This is a genomic window from Kitasatospora sp. NPDC088742 (assembly GCF_055584905.1).
The window spans coordinates 413,483-429,850 of record NZ_JBVJLD010000001.1 but is presented as its reverse complement, the minus strand read 5'-3'; the positions used below and the strand labels follow the sequence as shown (position 1 = coordinate 429,850).

Below are 16,368 nucleotides of genomic sequence, written 5' to 3'. Positions count from 1 at the left end.
TCACGGGAATTCACGGGCCGGCCCTGACGGGCCAACGGATGCTACTGGCCCCCACCCACCACCGACACACCGGTCAGCTGAACTCTGAACGTGATCCCGCCGAACCCCAGCCCGGTGGCCGCATCAGCGGACCGACCCGTCTGGCCGGCGACCGGTACGAGGGCAGCCCCGCCCACTCGCACAGGTGACCCAGGGGGCATTCACCCGGACGAATGGCTGTCCGCGGAACGGCCGGCCTGTCCAGGCTCGATGTCACTAGCGTTTGCACGTTGCCGCGCGCTGGAACTGCGCGCGGACCGTGGAACGAGGGACGAAGCATGAACAGCTCCACCATGGCCGGTCAGAAGTTCAGCCTCCTGTTCGACTGGTTCGACCAGGACGACGACTGCCGGCTCACCGAGCAGGACCTGCAGGCGACGGCCGGGGTGTTCGCCCAGGTCGCGGCGGATGAGGACTTGGCGAACCAGGCCGCGATCCACACCGCGTTCGGGCAGTGGTGGCAGCTGCTCCTCGAGCACGCCGACACCGACGGCGACGGACAGGTCTCCCGCGCGGAGTTCACCGCCGCGATGGCGGACATCACCGCCCCCGCCCACTTCGAGAGCGCGGTCATGGCCATCGCCGACGCCGTCATCAACGCCGCCGACACCAATGGCGACGGCGTCCTGAGTCGCGAGGAGTACGTGGCGCTGTACCGGGCGCTGGGCGTGCCCGCGGAGCTCTCCGGGCCGGCGTTCGAGCGTGTCGACCTCAACGGTGACGGCGTCATCAGCCACCACGAGTACCGCAGTGCCATCGTCGACTTCTACCTCAGCACCGACCCCGACGCCCCTGGCAACTACCTCCTCGGCCCGCTCGGCTGATCCGGCTCTCGCTCCGCGGGTAGATCAAGTATCCCCATGTTCAGGGGCGTCTGTCACCGTCCTCCGGGAGGAGATCCTGTCGCGATTTGCACACCTAGGGTGGCAAATGACCAGCGACGACTTCGATCTGACGTGGAGTAAGGGATGGCATCCGAGATTGCCGCAGTGGCTGCAGAGCTCGACGCGATGGTGGCGGCGGACCACCAGGCCGCGCGCCATGCGAACAGCGATGACCCGGCGGAGCAGTTGCTGTGGCGGCGCTTGACCGCGCGGCACGCGGACCGTCTCAGCGAAATCATGGACGCCCACGGCTGGCCGACCGCCGAGCTGGTCGGCGCGGAGGCGGCCCAGGGTGCATGGCTGATCGCCCAGCACGCCGACCGGCAGCTCGACGTGCAGCGGCGTGCGCTGCGGCTGATGGAGCAGGCCGTGGCCGGCGGCGGTGCCAGCCCGCGGGACCTCGCGTTCCTGCGGGATCGCACGCTGGTGAACGAGGGGAGGAAGCAGGTCTACGGCACCCAGATCGCCGGCGTGAAGGACGGCTCGCCGGTCCCGTGGCCCTGCGAGGAGCCCGAGCGCATGGACGAGCGCCGGGCCGAGGTCGGCATCCCGCCGTACGCCGAGTACATCGCTCAGTTCTCGATCGCCTGAGCCACCGGGCCGTCCTCGGCCCCTCATCCGCTCTTACGTCAACATGGTTGACCTTACGGCGGGCCCAGGGTTCTGATGGCGGTCCGACGAGGAGACCCCCCGCTCCTCCGTACCCGTAGGAGCCCCCCGCCATGGCCGACGCCGTCCGCGCGCTGGAAGACGCGAAGCCCGTTCCGTTCTGGCTCGACGACCCGGGCCGGCCCTCGGCCGCCTCGGCGCTGGTCGGGGAGACGCGGTGCGACCTGCTGGTGGTCGGCGGCGGGTACGCGGGGCTGTGGACGGCGCTGATCGCCAAGGAGCGGGACCCGTCGCTGGACGTGCTGCTGATCGAGGCCCAGGAGGCCGGCTGGGCCGCGTCCGGGCGCAACGGCGGGTTCTGCGAGGCCAGCCTCACCCACGGGCTGGCCAACGGCCACCAGCGCTGGCCGGACGAACTCGCCGCCCTGGAGCGTCTCGGCGCCCGCAACCTCCAGGGCATGGAGGACACCCTCGAGCGGTACGACATCGACTGCGACTGGGAGCGCTCCGGCTCGATCGTGGTCGCCACCGAGCCCTACCAGGTCGACGGGCTGCGCGAGTTCGCCGCGCTCGCGGAGCGGTACGGGGGCCACCTCACCCCGCTGGACCGTGAGCAGGTGCGCGCCGAGATCGACTCCCCCACCTTCCTGGGCGGTCTCTGGGACCGCGAGGGCGTCGCCATGGTGAACCCGGCCAAGCTGGCCTGGGGCCTGCGCCGGGCCTGCCTGCGGCTGGGCGTGCGGCTGCACGAGCACACCCGGGCGACCGGGCTCGCCGAGTCCGGCTCCGGGGTCGTGGTGCGCACCCCGTACGGGCGGGTCGCGGCCCGGCGGGTGGCGCTGGCCACCAACGCCTTCCCCTCCCTGCTGCGCCGTCACCGGCCGTACACCGTCCCGGTCTACGACTACGCGCTGATGACCGAGCCGCTGACGGAGGACCAGCTCGCCTCGGTGGGCTGGCGCAACCGGCAGGGGTTCGCGGACAGTTCCAACCACTTCCACTACGTCCGGCTGTCGGCCGACAACCGCATCCTGTGGGGCGGGTACGACGTGGTGCACCAGTACCGCAGCCGGGTGCGGGCCGAACGGGACCAGCGGCCGGAGACCTTCGCCACCCTGGCGCGGCACTTCTTCGAGACCTTCCCTCAGCTGGAGGGCGTCCGCTTCAGCCACGCCTGGGGCGGGGCGATCGACACCTGCACCCGGTTCAGTGCCTTCTTCGACCTCTCCCACCGCGGCAAGGTCGCCTACACCGCCGGGTACACCGGTCTCGGGGTCGGGGCCACCCGCTTCGGCGCCGAGGTGGTGCTCGACCTGCTGGCCGGCCGGCGCACCGAGCGGACCGAGCTGTCGATGGTGCGCCGCAAGCCGCTGCCCTTCCCGCCCGAGCCGATCCGCTCGGCCGGCATCGGCGTCACCCAGTGGTCACTCACCCGGGCCGACGCCAACTCCGGGCACCGCAACGCCTGGCTGCGCACGCTGGACCGCCTCGGGCTGGGCTTCGACAGCTGACGCCCCGTCGGCGGACGGGGCGTCAGCCAACCCGGCGTGGGTCAGAGCCCCGTGCACTGCCCCGCGCGGGAGCCGGTGACGGTGTTGGGCTGTCCGGCGTTCGACGGGGGCGGGGTGTTGCCCGTGCAGAGCAGCGGGCCGGTGACGCGGTTGCCGGCCAGCAGGGTGCCGGCCCGGTTGCCGCGCAGCAGCAGGCCGCGGTCGACGCGGTTGCCGCCGCAGCCGGTGGCCGGGGAGCCGAGGGTCACCGGGCCGGTGGAGCCCTGGACGGAGACCGGGCCGGTGAGGGTGGAGCCGCAGGAGGTGACCCTGGCCGCGCGGTCGGCGGTCAGGCCGCCGGTGACGGTGGCTCCGGCCAGGTAGAGGACGCCGCCGGGGCGGACGGTGACCGGACCGACGGTGCCGCCGGTGACGCAAGTGGACCCCGTCACCGTGAGCGGGACGGCCGAACCGGCCACGGTGGTGGTGCAGTTGACGTTCTGACGGAGGACTGCGGAGCTGTCGGGCCGGTAGCGGGCGTCGCCGGAGTAGGTGGCGGTGAGCTCGTGCTGTCCGGGTGTCAGGTCGGCGGTGGTGAAGGCGGCGCCGGCGCAGCCCGCGCCCGGGGCGGCGGTCAGGGTGGCGGTCGCCAGGGTGGTGGTGCCCTCGGTGAAGGTGACCGTGCCGGTCGGGGGCCGCAGGAGTGCGGGTGAGCGGGGGCAGACGGTGTCGGTGAAGGTGACAGGGGTGCCGTAGCCGACCGGTTCGGCGGAGCTGGTGAGGGCCGAACGGACCGGCGCCACCGCCCGGTTGAGGAGGACCGCCACCGTGTTGTCCGCCTGGGCGGGGGCCGCCAGGTCGGGACGGCCGTCGGCGTCGAAGTCGGCGGTGGCCAGGTCCCGGGGGCGCGATCCCGCCTGGTACGGGTCGGGGGCGCCGAAGCCGCCCTCGCCGTCGCCCGGGAGGACGACCACGGCGGACTCGTCCCAGAGGTCGGTCACCGAGGCGGCCAGGTCGAGCCGCCCGTCGGCGTCGTAGTCGGCCACTGCCAGGCCGGTCGGGGCCTGCGGCAGCTCGTAGGCGCGCAGCGGTTGGAAGGTGCCGTCGCCGTTGCCGAGCAGCACCGAGACCCGGCGGTCGACGACCGAGCCGGAGAGACCGTTGCCGATGACGAGGTCGGCGTCGCCGTCGTGGTCGAGGTCGGCGGCGGCGATCTCCTCCGGGTCCACCCCTGCGGGGAGGGAGCGTTGGGGCCGGAAGCTGCCGTCGCCGTTGCCGATCAGGATCGAGACGCTGTCGTCGCACAGGTTGGTGACGGCGAGGTCGGGCGCCCCGTCGCCGTTGAGGTCGGTGACGGCGGCGCGGGTGGCGCCGTTGTCGGTGGTGTAGTGCTGGCCGGGGCGGAAGGTGGCGTCGCCGTTTCCGAGCCAGACGTCGATGAAGTGGTACCGGTCGCTGCTGGTGATCAGGTCGGCCCGGCCGTCGCGGTCCAGGTCGGCGATCTTCACGAAGTTGGACCACTCCCAGGTGCGTTGGGCCACGCCGGGCTGGAAGGTGCCGTCGCCGTTGCCGAGCAGCACGGTGACCAGGCTCTGGACGGCGCTGACCACGGCGAGGTCGGGCCGGCCGTCGCCGTTCAGGTCGCCCGCGTCCAGGGCGCTCGGGTATCCCTCGACCGGGAAGCCGCGCCGGGGCTGGAAGGTGCCGTCCCCGTTGCCGAGCAGGACGGAGACCGTGGAGGAGGCCACGTCGCTGGTGACCAGGTCGGGCCGGCCGTCGCCGTTCAGGTCGGCGGTGATGATCCGGTTGGGCTGGTCGCCCACGGGTTGGACGGTGGCCGGGGCGAAGAGCTCTCCGGCGGCGCGGGTGGCGGTTGCGATGGCGGTTGCAGCGGCGGCGGGGCTCGGGGCGCGGAACCCACCGGGGAGGCCGGCCGAGAGCGAGGCGGCGAGCAGGCCGACCAGGGCCGCCCGCAACCCCGGACGTGCGGTGCCAGTGAGCATCGGGAATCCCTTCCAGGGCTGCCACCGGATCGGCTCCCGGCGCGGTCCGTCGAACGGATCGTCACCCGCACCACCGGCCCGGAGGGCGACGACACGCTCCGGGTCACCCGATCGGGCTGCGGCGGAGGCCGGGGCGGGGACCGTGGGCGAACCGCACGGGGTGGCTCCGGAAACATGTCAATCATCTGTCACATCCGTGCCCTTGGTGGCAGCATGGTCCCCGACCGAGCGGGTGGGGTGGGCCCCGGGGAGGGCGCAGCTGATCGGGGTAGTCCATGCTGGCTGAGTCGTGGGGCACCGGTACCGCAAGCGGCGCGGCCGAAGCTGCCGGGCGGTACCTTCCGGCGGCCTGGCAGTCGCCGCCGCCGCTGGACTCCGGGTGGTTGGTGGAGCAGCCGAGCAGGCTGCTGGACGCCCGGTTCGCGGTGGTCGGGTTCACCGGCCGGGAGCCGGAGTTGGGGGCGCTGCGGGCCTGGTGCGCGCAGGACGGTCCGCACGCGGTGCGCTGGCTGCACGGGCCGGGCGGGCAGGGCAAGACCCGGCTGGCCGACCAACTCGCCGAGGAGCAGCGGCAGTCGGGCTGGCAGGTGGTCTCCGTGGACGGGCCGGTGGCAGCCGGCGGGCCGGGGCGTCCGGCGGGCGCGGCAGGTACGACGGGCACGCCGGGTACGGCTCCGGACGAGCGGGCGGCCGGGTTGCTGGTGCTGGTCGAGCAGGCGGACCGGCGGCCGGTCTCCGAGCTGGCCCGGCTGCTGGCCTCGGCGGTGCCGCCGCGGCCGGGGGTGCCGACCAGGGTGCTGCTGCTGGCCCGCGGCGACAGCCTGCGGTACGCACTGGAGGCCGCCTCCGAGCAGCCGACCGTGACGGACTCCCAACTGCTCGGCCCGCTGGGGCCGGAGGCGCGACGTGCGCTGCACCGGGCGGCGGTGGCCGCTTTCGCCGCGCAGTACGGGGTCGAACCGCCCTCGCAGCCGAGGGAGGTGGAGCACCCGGAGTTCGGGCTGGCCCTCACCGTGCTGCTCTCCGCGTTGGACACCGTCCTGGAGTCCGCACAGCCGTCCGCCGCTTCCGTTCCTGACCTCGTCCTCCCCCTCGACCGGACCGCGCTGACCGTCCGGCTGCTCGACCGCGAGCAGGCGCACTGGGCGCTGCTGCACCGCAGCCCGGAGGTGGGCCGGTTCAGCACTCCGCCGTGGGTGATGAGCAGGGCCGTCTTCGCGGCCGCCCTGGGCGGACCCCGGGCCTCCGACCAGGCGGCGGAGCTGCTCGGCGCGCTCGCCCTGGACCACCCCGTCTCGGCGGTGCTGGCCGACCACGCGCTCTGCTACCCGCCCTCCGAACCGGGCCGTGAACTGGCGCCGTTGCGACCCGCCACCCTGGCCGAGGACTTCCTCGCCCTCACCCTGCCGGGCCACGCCGCCGGGTACCCGGCGCAGCCGTGGGCCGCCGGTGACGCCGCCACCGTGCTCGGCCTACGGGCCGACGTCGGGGCCGGAACCGAGCCCGGCGCCGAGCCCGGCGCCGATGCCAAAGCCGGTGCCGAAGCCGGTGCCGAAGCCGGTGCCGTCGTGCTCCAACTGGCCCTCACCGCCGCCCGTTGGCCCCACGTCCTGCCGCAACTGCTCCACCCGCTGCTCTCCGCCGATCCGGCCCTGGCCGCCGCGGGCGGCACGCCGGTCCTGCTGGCCCTGACGGAACTGCCGCGCATCGACCGGGAGTTGCTGGAGCGGGTGCTCGCCGCCCTGCCCGCCGACCCTCCGCCGGACCTGCGGCCGGGCCGGGCCGCGCTGCTGGTGAAGCTGGCCGGCCACCGGCTGGCGCACAGTTCGGAGCCGGCCGAGCATGCCGCCGTGCTGCGCGAACTGGCGTCCTCCCTCACCGAGTTGGGGCGGCACGAGGAGGCCGCCACCGCCGGGAAGCGGGCGGTGGAGCTGCTCACCGCGCTGGCCGCCGGGGAGCCCTCCCGGCACCGGGCCTCCCTGGGCGAGGCGCTCGGGACGCTCTCCGAGCTGCTGGACCGGGCCGGGCAGGGAGCCGAGGCGCTGGCGGCCCAGGAGAGGGCCGTCGAGGTGTGCGGCGCGCTGGCGGAGGCCGAACCGGCCCGGCACGAACCGGGGTTGGCCGCCGCGCTGGTCGCGCACAGCTCCCTGTTGGAGCGGGCCGGCCGCTGGGGCGAGGCGCACCGGACCGGCTGGGCGGCGGTGCACCGCTACCGCGAACTGGCGCGACGTCACCCGGGCCACCGGGCCGGGCTGGCCACCGCGCTGTCGGCCGCCGGTGCGCTCTCGCTACGCGGGGTGGACGAGACGGACGAGCTGGACCCGGCCCGTGAGGCGGTCGGGCTCTGGCGGGAGCTGGCGGCCGAGGACCCGGCCGCACACCGCCCGGCGCTGGCCGCCGCGCTGCTGCGGCTCCGGCACGACCTGGCGCGGGCCGGGCGGCGGGCCGAGGCGGTGGCGGCGGCCGAGGAGGGCGTGGCGGTGCACCGCTGGCTGGCGGCCACCGAACCGGAGCGCCACACCGCGGCCTTCGCCGCCGCACTCGGCAAGCTGCGCAACAGCCTCACCGAAGAGGGGCGCCACACCGAGGCGGTGGCCGTCGGCGCCGAAGCGGTGGGCGTCTGGCGGCAGTTGGCGGAGCGGGCCCCGGCCGTGCACCGGCGTGCGCTGCTCGGCGCGCTGCACGGTCAGAACGACGTCCTGCGGGCCGCCGGTCTGCCGCCCGAGCCGGAGCCGAGGAACACCGCCCCGCGCAGCCCCCGGCCCACCCCGCCCGGCCCAGGCCCAAGCCCAGGCCCCACGTACGCCGCCCCCACCGCCGGACCGACCGCCGCGCCCGGAGCCCCGCTGCGCCAGGAGTGGGTGGAGGAGGACGCCGCCCCGTCCCCAGAGTCCGGCCAAATCCCCGAACGCCCCTCCCGGCAACGGCTGTTCGCCGATGCGGCCGAGACCGGCCCCGAGCACACCGACACCCCGCCCGCCGTCGCCACCCCACCCCACGGCACCCCTACCGTCGACACCGGCGTACCGGCCCACCACCCCTCCCCGCCCCCGTCGCTCGCGGTGCACGGCTGGCGCGGCGGCCCCGCCGCGCGCCGCACCCGGCCGCCCGAGGACCCGGCCGCCCTGGCCGCCCTCGGCGACCGTCTGGCCCGGCAGCGTGACTGGCCCGGCCTCTGGGCGCTGGCGCGGTCGGTGCCGGTCGCCGAGGCCGCCCGGCTGGCGCGCCGGCTGCCGCTGCGCCGCTGGCAGCCGGAGCACCCGGGCGAGCTCGAACTCGCCCGCAGGCTGGCCGGGTTGAGCATCCGTCGGACGGCCGACCTGGTGGCCGCCGAGGCGGCGTCGGTACCGGTCCGGCTGCCCACCGAGTTCGACCTGTTCAGCGCCGACTACCTGGCCTTCGCGCACGGCCGGCCCGCCCTGGCGGTGGCCGCGATCGACTCGGCGGCGCAGCAGGAGTCGGTGCGGGTGCTCGACCTGGAGCGGGGCGGCAGCCTGACGCTCCATCAGGGCGCCATCGGCCACTCGGCCATCGCCTGCCTGGGCCCGGAGGAGGTGGTGGCCGCCTGGCGGCCGTCGCTGCCGGGCCCGGAGGCGGCGGGGGTCTTCGAACTGGTGCGGCGCGGCCCGGACGGTGCGACCACGGTGCTGGGCACCGGCCCGGCGATGGCCGGGGCCCGTACCGTGCCGACCCGCGACGGGCAGGTCTCGGGGCTGCGGCTGGCGCCGGGGGCGCTGGTCCAGGAGGGCCGGGACGCGGCGCGGCCGGTGGACCTGCGGCCCTGGGGGCTGACCCGGGGCGACCTGCTGGCGGTGGAGCCGAGCGGGCGGCGGCTGGTGGTCTCGGACGGGGCCCGGCTGGTCGCGGTGGACTCGCGGCTGCGGGCCGCGCTGGCCACCGCGGTGGTGCCGGACGGGCACGGCGAGGTGCTCGACCTGGCCTTCGCCGGGCCGGACGCGCTGATCACCTCGGGTGCCCGCGGTGGCCTCGGGCGCTGGGAGCCGGACGGCACGGTGCTCCGGCCGACGCGGTGGCAGCCCGGGCCGCTGCTGCACAACCTGTTCGCCGTTCCGGCCTGGGGGGTGGTCGGCGGCTACGCGCCGGGCGAGGGGCGGGTGCACTTCTTCGACCCGTACGCGCTGGAGCCGGTGCCCGTCCCGGTCCAGCTGGCCACCGACCTCCAGCTCAAGGTGGTCGCGGTCTCCCCGGACGGCCGGTACGTGGCCGCCGCCGGCCGCCCCACCGCCGAACCCTCCCGGCGCCGCCCGGCCCCCGAGTGGGTCACGCTCGTCCACGACCTGCACCACCCGGGCGCGCTCCTGGAGCGTCCGCCCGCCGACCTGTCGGCCGCCGAGACCGCCGTGCTCGCCACCCTGGCCGCCCGCGCCACGCCGCCCGCCGGACACCGCCGGTCCGAACGGGCGGGCGTGGACGAACTGTTGGGCCTCGCGCACGCCCTCGCGGTGCTCGGTTCGCCCCCGCGCGGCGCCCGGCCGCGCTGACCGTCGGGGATAAAGGTCCGATAAGGGTTCGGCATTCAACAGGTGCACATCTCAACTCCCCCGGTTCGTCACACGAACGCCAACCGGTCTGGAGAGACATAGGGGCAACACGATCTCGCGCTCCAACCCACGCCCCTGGAGAGCCTGCCATGGCCATTGCCACCGCCACTTCACCGGCCGCCAAGCTGCCCACCCCGCACAACGGCGCCGCCCCGGCCTACTCGGTCTCCCTCGCCACCGACGAGGCGGACGTCCGGGCCGCCCAGCGGCTGCGGCACGACGTGTTCGCCAACGGCATGGGAGCCGTCCTCGACACCCCCGAGCCCGGTCTGGACATCGACCCGTTCGACGAGTTCTGCGACCACCTGCTGGTGCGCGAGAACGAGACCGGCGAGGTCGTCGGCACCTACCGGCTGCTCCGCCCGGAGCAGGCCCTGAAGGCCGGACGCCTGTACTCGGAGACCGAGTTCGACCTCGCCAACCTGGCCGGGATCCGCAAGGACATGGTCGAGGTCGGCCGTTCCTGCATCGACATCCGCCACCGCGACAACGGCGCCGTGATCAACCTCATGTGGGGCGGCATCGCCCGCTACCTGGTCGACACCGGCAACACCTGGGTGGCCGGCTGCTGCTCCGTCCCGCTGGCCGACGGCGGCGCCACCGCCGCCGGGGTCTGGGACGCCATGACGGCCCGTCACCTCTCCCCGGCCGAGTACCGGGTGGCCCCGCACCGCCGCTGGGACCCGACCGGTGTGCTCCGCCCCGAGCGGACCACCATCCCGCCGCTGCTGCGCGGCTACCTGCGCCTCGGCGCCTGGGTCTGCGGCGAGCCCGCCCACGACCCGGACTTCAACACCGCCGACCTGTACGTGCTGCTCTCGCTGGAGCGGACCGACCCGCGCTACCTGCGGCACTTCCTCTCCGCCGGTGCCGCCCCGCAGGCCACCGCGACGGCCGCCACCACCACTGCCACCGCCACCACCACCGAACCGGCCTGACGCCGTGTCGGCCTGGCTTCCCACCGCGCCCTGCACGCCGGAGAGTTGTCTCACCGAGCAGGGCCCGACCGTGACCGCCCCGCGCCGCACCGCGCGCGGGGCGGCCGCCGCCGTCGCACTGCTGACCGGCGTGCTGGCGGCGCGGTTCGTGCCCGGCTGGGGGCGGGTGCCCAGGCTCCGGGACGCGCTGCTGCGCCGGTGGACCCGCAGCGTGGTCGCCGCCCTCGGGGTGCGGCTGCGCGTCACCGGCGCGGCCCCGCTGCAGGGCGGCGTCCTGCTGGTGGCCAACCACATCTCCTGGCTGGACATCGTGCTCTTCGGCACCGTCCGGCCCGGGCCGATGCTGGCCAAGACCGAGGTGCAGCACTGGCCGCTGATCGGGCCCCTCACCCTGCGGGGCAGCACGATCTTCGTCGACCGCGACCGGCTCCGCCAACTCCCGGACACCGTCCGGCAGATCGCGGACGCCCTGCGGGCCGGGCGGGCGGTCGGGGTCTTCCCCGAGGGCAGCACCTGGTGCGGCCGGGCCGGCGGGACCTTCCGCCGGGCGGCCTTCCAGGCCGCCCTGGAGGCCGGGGTCCCGGTCCAGCCGGTGACGATCCGCTACCACCTGGCCGACGGCACGCAGAGCACCGCCTCGGCCTTCGTCGGCGACGACGAGCTGCTGCCCTCGATCCGCCGGGTGCTGGCCGCCCGTGGCCTGGTGGCCGAACTCACCTTCCACCCACCGGTCTCCGGCACCGACCGCCGGGAGCTGGCCCGCGCCGCCGAGGCCGCCGTGGGCAGCCCCCCGGCCGCCGGACACGTCGTCACCCGGCCGGCCCCAGCTGTCCCGGCCCAGGTCCGCCGCCGGGCCGCCAGCACCGCCTGGCGGTGACGCCGCCCCACCGTTCACGTGCACGCACCGCCGTTCACGCACACGCACCGCCGTTCACGCACACGCTCCGCCGTTCGCACGCCCGGCCCGCGTCCGTCAGCCGAACCGGCCGTTCACGTAGTCGGCCGTGCGCTGGTCGACCGGAGCGCCGAAGACCTGCTCGGTCGGCCCCGCCTCGACGATCCGTCCCGGGCTGTCGTGCCCGGCCAGGAAGAACGCGCAGGACTGCGAAACGCGCTGCGCCTGCTGCATGTTGTGGGTGACGATCACGATGGTCAGCCTGCCCCGCAGCTCGGCGATGGTCTCCTCGACCCGGCGGGTGGAGGTCGGGTCCAGCGCCGAGCACGGCTCGTCCATCAGCAGCACGTCCGGGGAGACCGCCAGCGAGCGGGCGATGCAGAGCCGCTGCTGCTGGCCGCCGGAGAGCGAACCACCGGGCGCCTTCAGCCGGTTGCTGACCTCGCCCCACAGACCGGCCCGTTGCAGGCTGCTCTCCACCAGGGCGTCCCGCTCCGCCCGGTCGGTCCTGACCCCGGCCAGCTTGAGACCGCTGGCCACGTTGTCGTAGATGCTCATCGCCGGGAACGGGTTGGGCCGTTGGAAGACCATCCCGATCCGGCGCCGGACCTCGGACGGCCGCCGCCCGGTGGCGTAGACGTCGATCCCGTCCAGCAGCACCTCGCCGGAGAGCGTCGCCCCCCGGACCATCTCGTGCATCCGGTTGAGGATCCGCAGGTAGGTCGACTTCCCGCAGCCGGACGGGCCGATCAGGGCCGTCACCTGACCCTCCGCCATGCCCAGCGAGACCCGGTCCAGGACCTTCCGCTCGCCGAACCAGGCCGAGACCGCCCGGGTCTCGATCCCGGACAGCGAGCCGCCCTGCACGGGCAGCACCGCGGTGATGGTGTCGTCGGTCATCGGGTCGTCCTTCAGTAGAGGTTGGGCAGCAGGGCGGCGGCGTTCTCGTAGCAGCTCCAGAGCACCGCGGCCAGCACCGGGACGGCGCACAGGTAGCCGGCCCAGCGGTGCCAGAGGCGGACCGCCAGGGTGGTCGCCGTGACGGCCAACAGCAGCCCCAGCGTCCAGAGTTGGAGGGCCGACAGGGCGGAGCGGTCGGCCGCCAGCGCGCGGTCGGCCGGGCGCGGCGCCGACCGCGCCCCGGTGTCCGGCTGGGGATCGCCGTCCAGCCGGGCACCGACCAGCAGGGTGGACTCCGGCATCCAGTCCGAGTCCCCGGTGACCAGCACCAGGCGGTTCGGCTCCTGGACGGTGAGCGGGTGGTCCGCGTCCCCGAGCTCGCTGACGGTGTACCGGGCCCGGCCCAGCCCGGTGGTGACCTCGATCCGGTCGCCCGGCCGGAGTTCGGCCAGCCGGCCGAACGGGGCGCCGAAACTGACCCGGCGCCCGAACAGCACGCTCACCCCGGGCCGGCCGGGCAGTGCGGTGTCCCGCCGGTGGCCCGGTCCGCGCATCAGGTCCCGGCCGGTGGTGCCCTCGACCACCACCACGTCCCGCAGACCGAGGGCGGGAACGTCGAGCAGCGCGACGGGCGCGCCGTCGGTGGTCGGGCCGGTCGGCGCGACCGCGTTCGCCAGCTGGTCCCGGAAGGTCCGGTGGGCCGCCGCCTGGGAGTGCTGCTGCTGGAGCGCCGAGAGCGCGGGCAGGTAGCCGACGAAGCCGACCACCAGCGCGGCCAGCCCGCTGGCGGCCCAGCCGGTCTGCGCGAACCGCCGCCGGAGGCGCGACGGTTCGGGCGGCGGCGGCAGGACGGGCGCGGGCCGCAGGGTGTCCGGGTGCTTCGCCGTCACGACCGCGGCCGGGACCGTCGGGGCGGCCGCCGGGGCCGGGGCGGCGCCCTGCGGGCCCGTGGCGGGGGCGTTCGCCGGGGCGGTCACCGGGCACCGCCCCGGCTGCGCCGCCGGGCGGCCAGCCAGCCACCGAGCAGCGGGGGAACCGCCACCACCGCCAGCAGTTCGAGCGCGGTCAGGGTGCTGAGCAGCCACTCGTCCTTGCGGTTCGCCACGTCGACCACGGTGGCCTGGAGGTTGCCGCCCGAACCGCCGGAGCGCGGCACGGACTGCCCGGTCTGCGGATCGATCACCTGGTCCTGGGCCGCCGGGTCGCCTGCTCCGCCCGGGGTGCCGCCGGTGCCGGCACCCCCGGCCGCACCGCCGGCCGAACCACCGCCCGCGGAACCGCCGTTGGAGCCGCCGTTGGAGCCCGCGGTGCCCCCCGCGCCGGTGCCACCGGCCGCACCGCCGGCCGAACCGCCGTTCGCGGAACCGCCGTTGGAGCCCGTCGAGCCGCCCGTACCGCCGCCGGCCGCCGAGCCTCCGGAGCCGCCGCCGGTCGGGTTGGTCGCCTTGCCGTCCTGCACCACGCAGTTCGGCGGGGAGCCCACCTTGTCGCACGGGCTCGGCTGCGGCGCGTTCACCAGCACGGTGAGCTGGCCGGCCGCATTGAAGGTCGGGTTGCCGCAGTTGGCCAGGGTGTCGGGGTTGACGGTGGCGGAGCTGCCGGGGATGTGGGTGACCTGGAGCATTCCGCCGCGCACCAGGTTCCGCGGGATCGGTGAGTACCCGAGGCTGTCGGCCTGCCCCTGGCCCTCGCAGAGCACGTAGGAGATGAACCGGCCCAGCGCATCGCCCTTGGCGTCGGTGAAGCGCGGCGGCACCGGGTCGGCCGCCCCGCGGCGCGGCACGATCAGGTAGCTGTAGCTGGAGACGGGGTAGGCCCGGGGGTCGCCCATGCTGTAGACGCCGTCGAGGTTCTGCTGCAGGAAGTCCGGGTCGGTCGGCGGTGTCGCGTCGTCAACTCCCTTGATCCTGGCGGCGGTCAGCGCGACGGCGACGTTGGAGGCGGTCGGCAGCGTGTAGTACCCGGCGGCGTTCAGGACCTTCACGACCGGCCAGTTGCTGCGCTTGGCGTAGGCGTACTCGTCGTAGCCGATGGTGCCGAGGCCGGACGGGGCCTTGATGTACCCGGCCACCACGTCGGAGCCGTTCTGGGCGACCATGCGGCCCTTGGTCGGGTAGAACTCGGTGTAGTCCCCGCAGCTGACGCCGTTCACCTCGCCGCAGTAGGCTTCCCACTCGGACTGGTGGGTGTGCTGCATCCAGCGGGTGAACTGGGCGGTGGCGCCGGAGCCGTCGGAGCGGACCACCGGGGTGATCTCCTTGCGCGGCAGGGCCCGGCCGTAGTCCTTGGTGATGGCCGGGTCGTCCCAGGAGGTGATCTTGCCGGTGAAGATCCTGACCAGCGTGTCGGAGGACAGCCGCAGGTCGGTGACCTGCTTCCCGGCCACCACGAGGTTGTACATGAAGGCGGTGCCGCCCGCCGTGATCGGGACGTACGAGTACCCGTAGACCGAGCGCTCAGCGCCGGCCGCGCCGGAGCCGCCGACGTTGGAGTTGGCCCCGGTGTCCCGCCGGGAGCGGAAGGGGACGTCGGAGGCGGTGAAGTCGTCCAGACCGGCCGCCCAGCTCTTCCGCCCGGCGGCCGAGCCGGTCGGGTTGAAGTTGATCTGGATGCCCTGCGGCACCACGTCCTGCCGCCACTGGTCGAGGGCCGGGCCGGCCCAACTGGAGCCGTCGGCGTTCAGCGAGGTGGCCGCGTGGGCCGGGCCGGCCGCGCCGAACAGCGCGGAGGCGGCGGTGAGCAGCAGGACGAGCAGCACGGCGGGCAGGCGGTGCGGCCGGTGAGCGGGCGCCCACGGCATGAGGTCTCCTCGGGGGTGGTCGGTCGGTGTCATCGGGGGTCCGCCGTTCTCTGCGCCACCACCGCGGCAGGACGGCGCGGCGCGGCGTCCCGCGCGATCCGGCGGCGCTGACGGGGGCTCAGGTCGCCGGGGCGGCGGCCGCCGAGCAGCCGCGCGGTGACGAACAGCACCAGGACGATCAGCATCAGGGTGAAGGCCCCGGCGAAGGCGCGGGCCACCATCTCCTCGAACGGGAGCTTGACGTAGTTCCAGATGTAGAGCGGCAGGCTGACCTGCTGGTTCGCGAAGGGGTTGAAGTTGAAGTAGGTGGTGAAGCCGGCGGTCAGCAGCACCGGGGAGGTCTCCCCCACGCCGCGGGCCATGCCGAGCACCACCGCGGTGGCCAGGCCGGGCCGGGCGGTCGGCAGCACCACGGTCCAGATGGTCCGCCACTGGCTGGCGCCGAGCGCGTAAGAGGCCTCCCGCAGGGTGCCGGGCACCAGCCGGATCACCACCTCGGCCGCCCGTGTGACGATCGGCATCATCATCACCGTGAGCGCCAACGAGGCGGCGAAGCCGCTGCGTTCCAGCCCGAGCGAGAGGATCGCCACGCCCAGCACGAAGAGCCCGGCGACGATCGACGGCAGCGCGGTCATCGCCTCCACCAGGGAGCGCACCGGCTGGGCGAACCGCCCGCCGATCTCGGACAGGTAGACGGCCGCGGCGATGCCCAGCGGGACGGCGAACAGGGTGGCCAGGCCGAGCTGTTCGAGCGAGCCGACCACCGCGTGCAGGGCGCCGCCGGAGGTGATCGGGGACAGGCCCGCGGTCCGCTCCATCGACTCGGTGAAGAAGTTCAGGTGGACCGCCGCGTCCAGGCCACGGACCGTCAGGTAGCCGATCTGGAGGGCGATCACGCCGACCACCAGGAGGCCGGAGCTCCAGGCCAGCACGATCACCATCCGCTCGCGGACCAGCTGGCCGTCCCACTGGAGCCGGCCGGCCCCGGCGTAGAACACCAGGAACAGCAGGTACCAGAGCGTCAGGAAGCCGAGTGCGCCGCTGAACGGCAGCAGGCGCTGGTGCAGCAGCCAGTCCAGGGCGAGCGAGCCGGCCGCGGCTCCGCCCAGGGTGGCCAGGTCGGCGCGGGTCACTCCGCCGGTGCGGACGCGCGGTTCGAGGAGTGGCGCCGCGTCGAGGGGTGGCACGGTGCCGACGGGCTGCGCGGTGTCGAGGGGCGGCAGGGTGTGGGTCATCGTCGTGGTCCCG

The 16,368-nt window shown here is 74.9% G+C and carries 11 protein-coding genes; 6 read left to right on the top strand and 5 right to left on the bottom strand.

Translation table 11 applies throughout. From position 1 onward, the window contains the following. Window positions 1-317 precede the first annotated feature (317 nt). The 3 genes from ACZ6ZR_RS01820 (at window position 318) to ACZ6ZR_RS01810 (ending at window position 3,043) form a co-directional block, all read left to right on the top strand. Window positions 318-863, top strand: coding sequence for an EF-hand domain-containing protein (locus ACZ6ZR_RS01820; protein WP_465638306.1), 546 nt, complete (start codon window positions 318-320; stop codon window positions 861-863). Window positions 864-1,007: 144 nt separating this feature from the next. After that, on the top strand, window positions 1,008-1,514 hold the full coding sequence (locus ACZ6ZR_RS01815) for a DUF6624 domain-containing protein (RefSeq protein WP_465638304.1): 507 nt from the start codon (window positions 1,008-1,010) through the stop codon (window positions 1,512-1,514). Window positions 1,515-1,645: 131 nt separating this feature from the next. After that, entirely contained in the window at window positions 1,646-3,043 is a 1,398-nt protein-coding gene (locus ACZ6ZR_RS01810) for an NAD(P)/FAD-dependent oxidoreductase (RefSeq protein WP_465638302.1), read from the top strand. A gap of 41 nt (window positions 3,044-3,084) precedes the next feature. Here ACZ6ZR_RS01810 and ACZ6ZR_RS01805 read toward each other — a convergent pair whose 3' ends face one another. After that, on the bottom strand, window positions 3,085-5,025 hold the full coding sequence (locus ACZ6ZR_RS01805) for an FG-GAP-like repeat-containing protein (protein WP_465638301.1): 1,941 nt from the start codon (window positions 5,023-5,025) through the stop codon (window positions 3,085-3,087). Between the two features lie 275 nt (window positions 5,026-5,300). On the opposite strand from ACZ6ZR_RS01805, the gene ACZ6ZR_RS01800 reads away from it, so the two are divergent. The 3 genes from ACZ6ZR_RS01800 (at window position 5,301) to ACZ6ZR_RS01790 (ending at window position 11,402) form a co-directional block, all read left to right on the top strand. Then, window positions 5,301-9,527, top strand: a complete 4,227-nt coding sequence (locus ACZ6ZR_RS01800) for a hypothetical protein (protein ID WP_465638299.1) — start codon at window positions 5,301-5,303, stop codon at window positions 9,525-9,527. 149 nt (window positions 9,528-9,676) lie between these two features. After that, window positions 9,677-10,525, top strand: a complete 849-nt coding sequence (locus ACZ6ZR_RS01795; protein ID WP_465638297.1) for a GNAT family N-acetyltransferase — start codon at window positions 9,677-9,679, stop codon at window positions 10,523-10,525. A gap of 70 nt (window positions 10,526-10,595) precedes the next feature. Beyond that, window positions 10,596-11,402: a lysophospholipid acyltransferase family protein gene (locus ACZ6ZR_RS01790; protein WP_465638295.1), complete on the top strand. Its 807-nt coding sequence runs from the start codon at window positions 10,596-10,598 to the stop codon at window positions 11,400-11,402. A 96-nt stretch (window positions 11,403-11,498) separates the two neighbouring features. On the opposite strand, the gene ACZ6ZR_RS01785 is transcribed toward ACZ6ZR_RS01790, so the two are convergent. From ACZ6ZR_RS01785 to pstA, 4 genes are read right to left on the bottom strand one after another with little or no spacing between them, the layout of a single operon-like run. Continuing rightward, complete coding sequence (locus ACZ6ZR_RS01785; protein WP_465638293.1) at window positions 11,499-12,320, bottom strand: phosphate ABC transporter ATP-binding protein; 822 nt, start codon at window positions 12,318-12,320, stop codon at window positions 11,499-11,501. A gap of 11 nt (window positions 12,321-12,331) precedes the next feature. Continuing rightward, window positions 12,332-13,297 (bottom strand): sortase domain-containing protein, encoded by a 966-nt coding sequence (locus ACZ6ZR_RS01780; protein ID WP_465638291.1) that lies wholly within the window; start codon window positions 13,295-13,297, stop codon window positions 12,332-12,334. Further along, complete coding sequence (locus ACZ6ZR_RS01775; RefSeq protein ID WP_465638289.1) at window positions 13,294-15,120, bottom strand: substrate-binding domain-containing protein; 1,827 nt, start codon at window positions 15,118-15,120, stop codon at window positions 13,294-13,296. The genes ACZ6ZR_RS01780 and ACZ6ZR_RS01775 overlap by 4 nt, the downstream gene beginning before the upstream one ends. Before the next feature lie 29 nt (window positions 15,121-15,149). Continuing rightward, window positions 15,150-16,355 (bottom strand): phosphate ABC transporter permease PstA, encoded by a 1,206-nt coding sequence (gene pstA / locus ACZ6ZR_RS01770; protein ID WP_465638288.1) that lies wholly within the window; start codon window positions 16,353-16,355, stop codon window positions 15,150-15,152. Between the last annotated feature and the right edge of the window lie 13 nt (window positions 16,356-16,368).

Coding starts and splice junctions, on each gene's coding strand:
- ACZ6ZR_RS01810 (WP_465638302.1), top strand. CDS start 1,646: ATGGCCGACGCCGTCCGCGCGCTGGAAGACGCGAAGCCCGTTCCGTTC.
- ACZ6ZR_RS01795 (WP_465638297.1), top strand. CDS start 9,677: ATGGCCATTGCCACCGCCACTTCACCGGCCGCCAAGCTGCCCACCCCG.
- ACZ6ZR_RS01800 (WP_465638299.1), top strand. CDS start 5,301: ATGCTGGCTGAGTCGTGGGGCACCGGTACCGCAAGCGGCGCGGCCGAA.
- pstA (WP_465638288.1), bottom strand. CDS start 16,355: ATGACCCACACCCTGCCGCCCCTCGACACCGCGCAGCCCGTCGGCACC.
- ACZ6ZR_RS01805 (WP_465638301.1), bottom strand. CDS start 5,025: ATGCTCACTGGCACCGCACGTCCGGGGTTGCGGGCGGCCCTGGTCGGC.
- ACZ6ZR_RS01815 (WP_465638304.1), top strand. CDS start 1,008: ATGGCATCCGAGATTGCCGCAGTGGCTGCAGAGCTCGACGCGATGGTG.
- ACZ6ZR_RS01775 (WP_465638289.1), bottom strand. CDS start 15,120: ATGCCGTGGGCGCCCGCTCACCGGCCGCACCGCCTGCCCGCCGTGCTG.
- ACZ6ZR_RS01820 (WP_465638306.1), top strand. CDS start 318: ATGAACAGCTCCACCATGGCCGGTCAGAAGTTCAGCCTCCTGTTCGAC.
- ACZ6ZR_RS01785 (WP_465638293.1), bottom strand. CDS start 12,320: ATGACCGACGACACCATCACCGCGGTGCTGCCCGTGCAGGGCGGCTCG.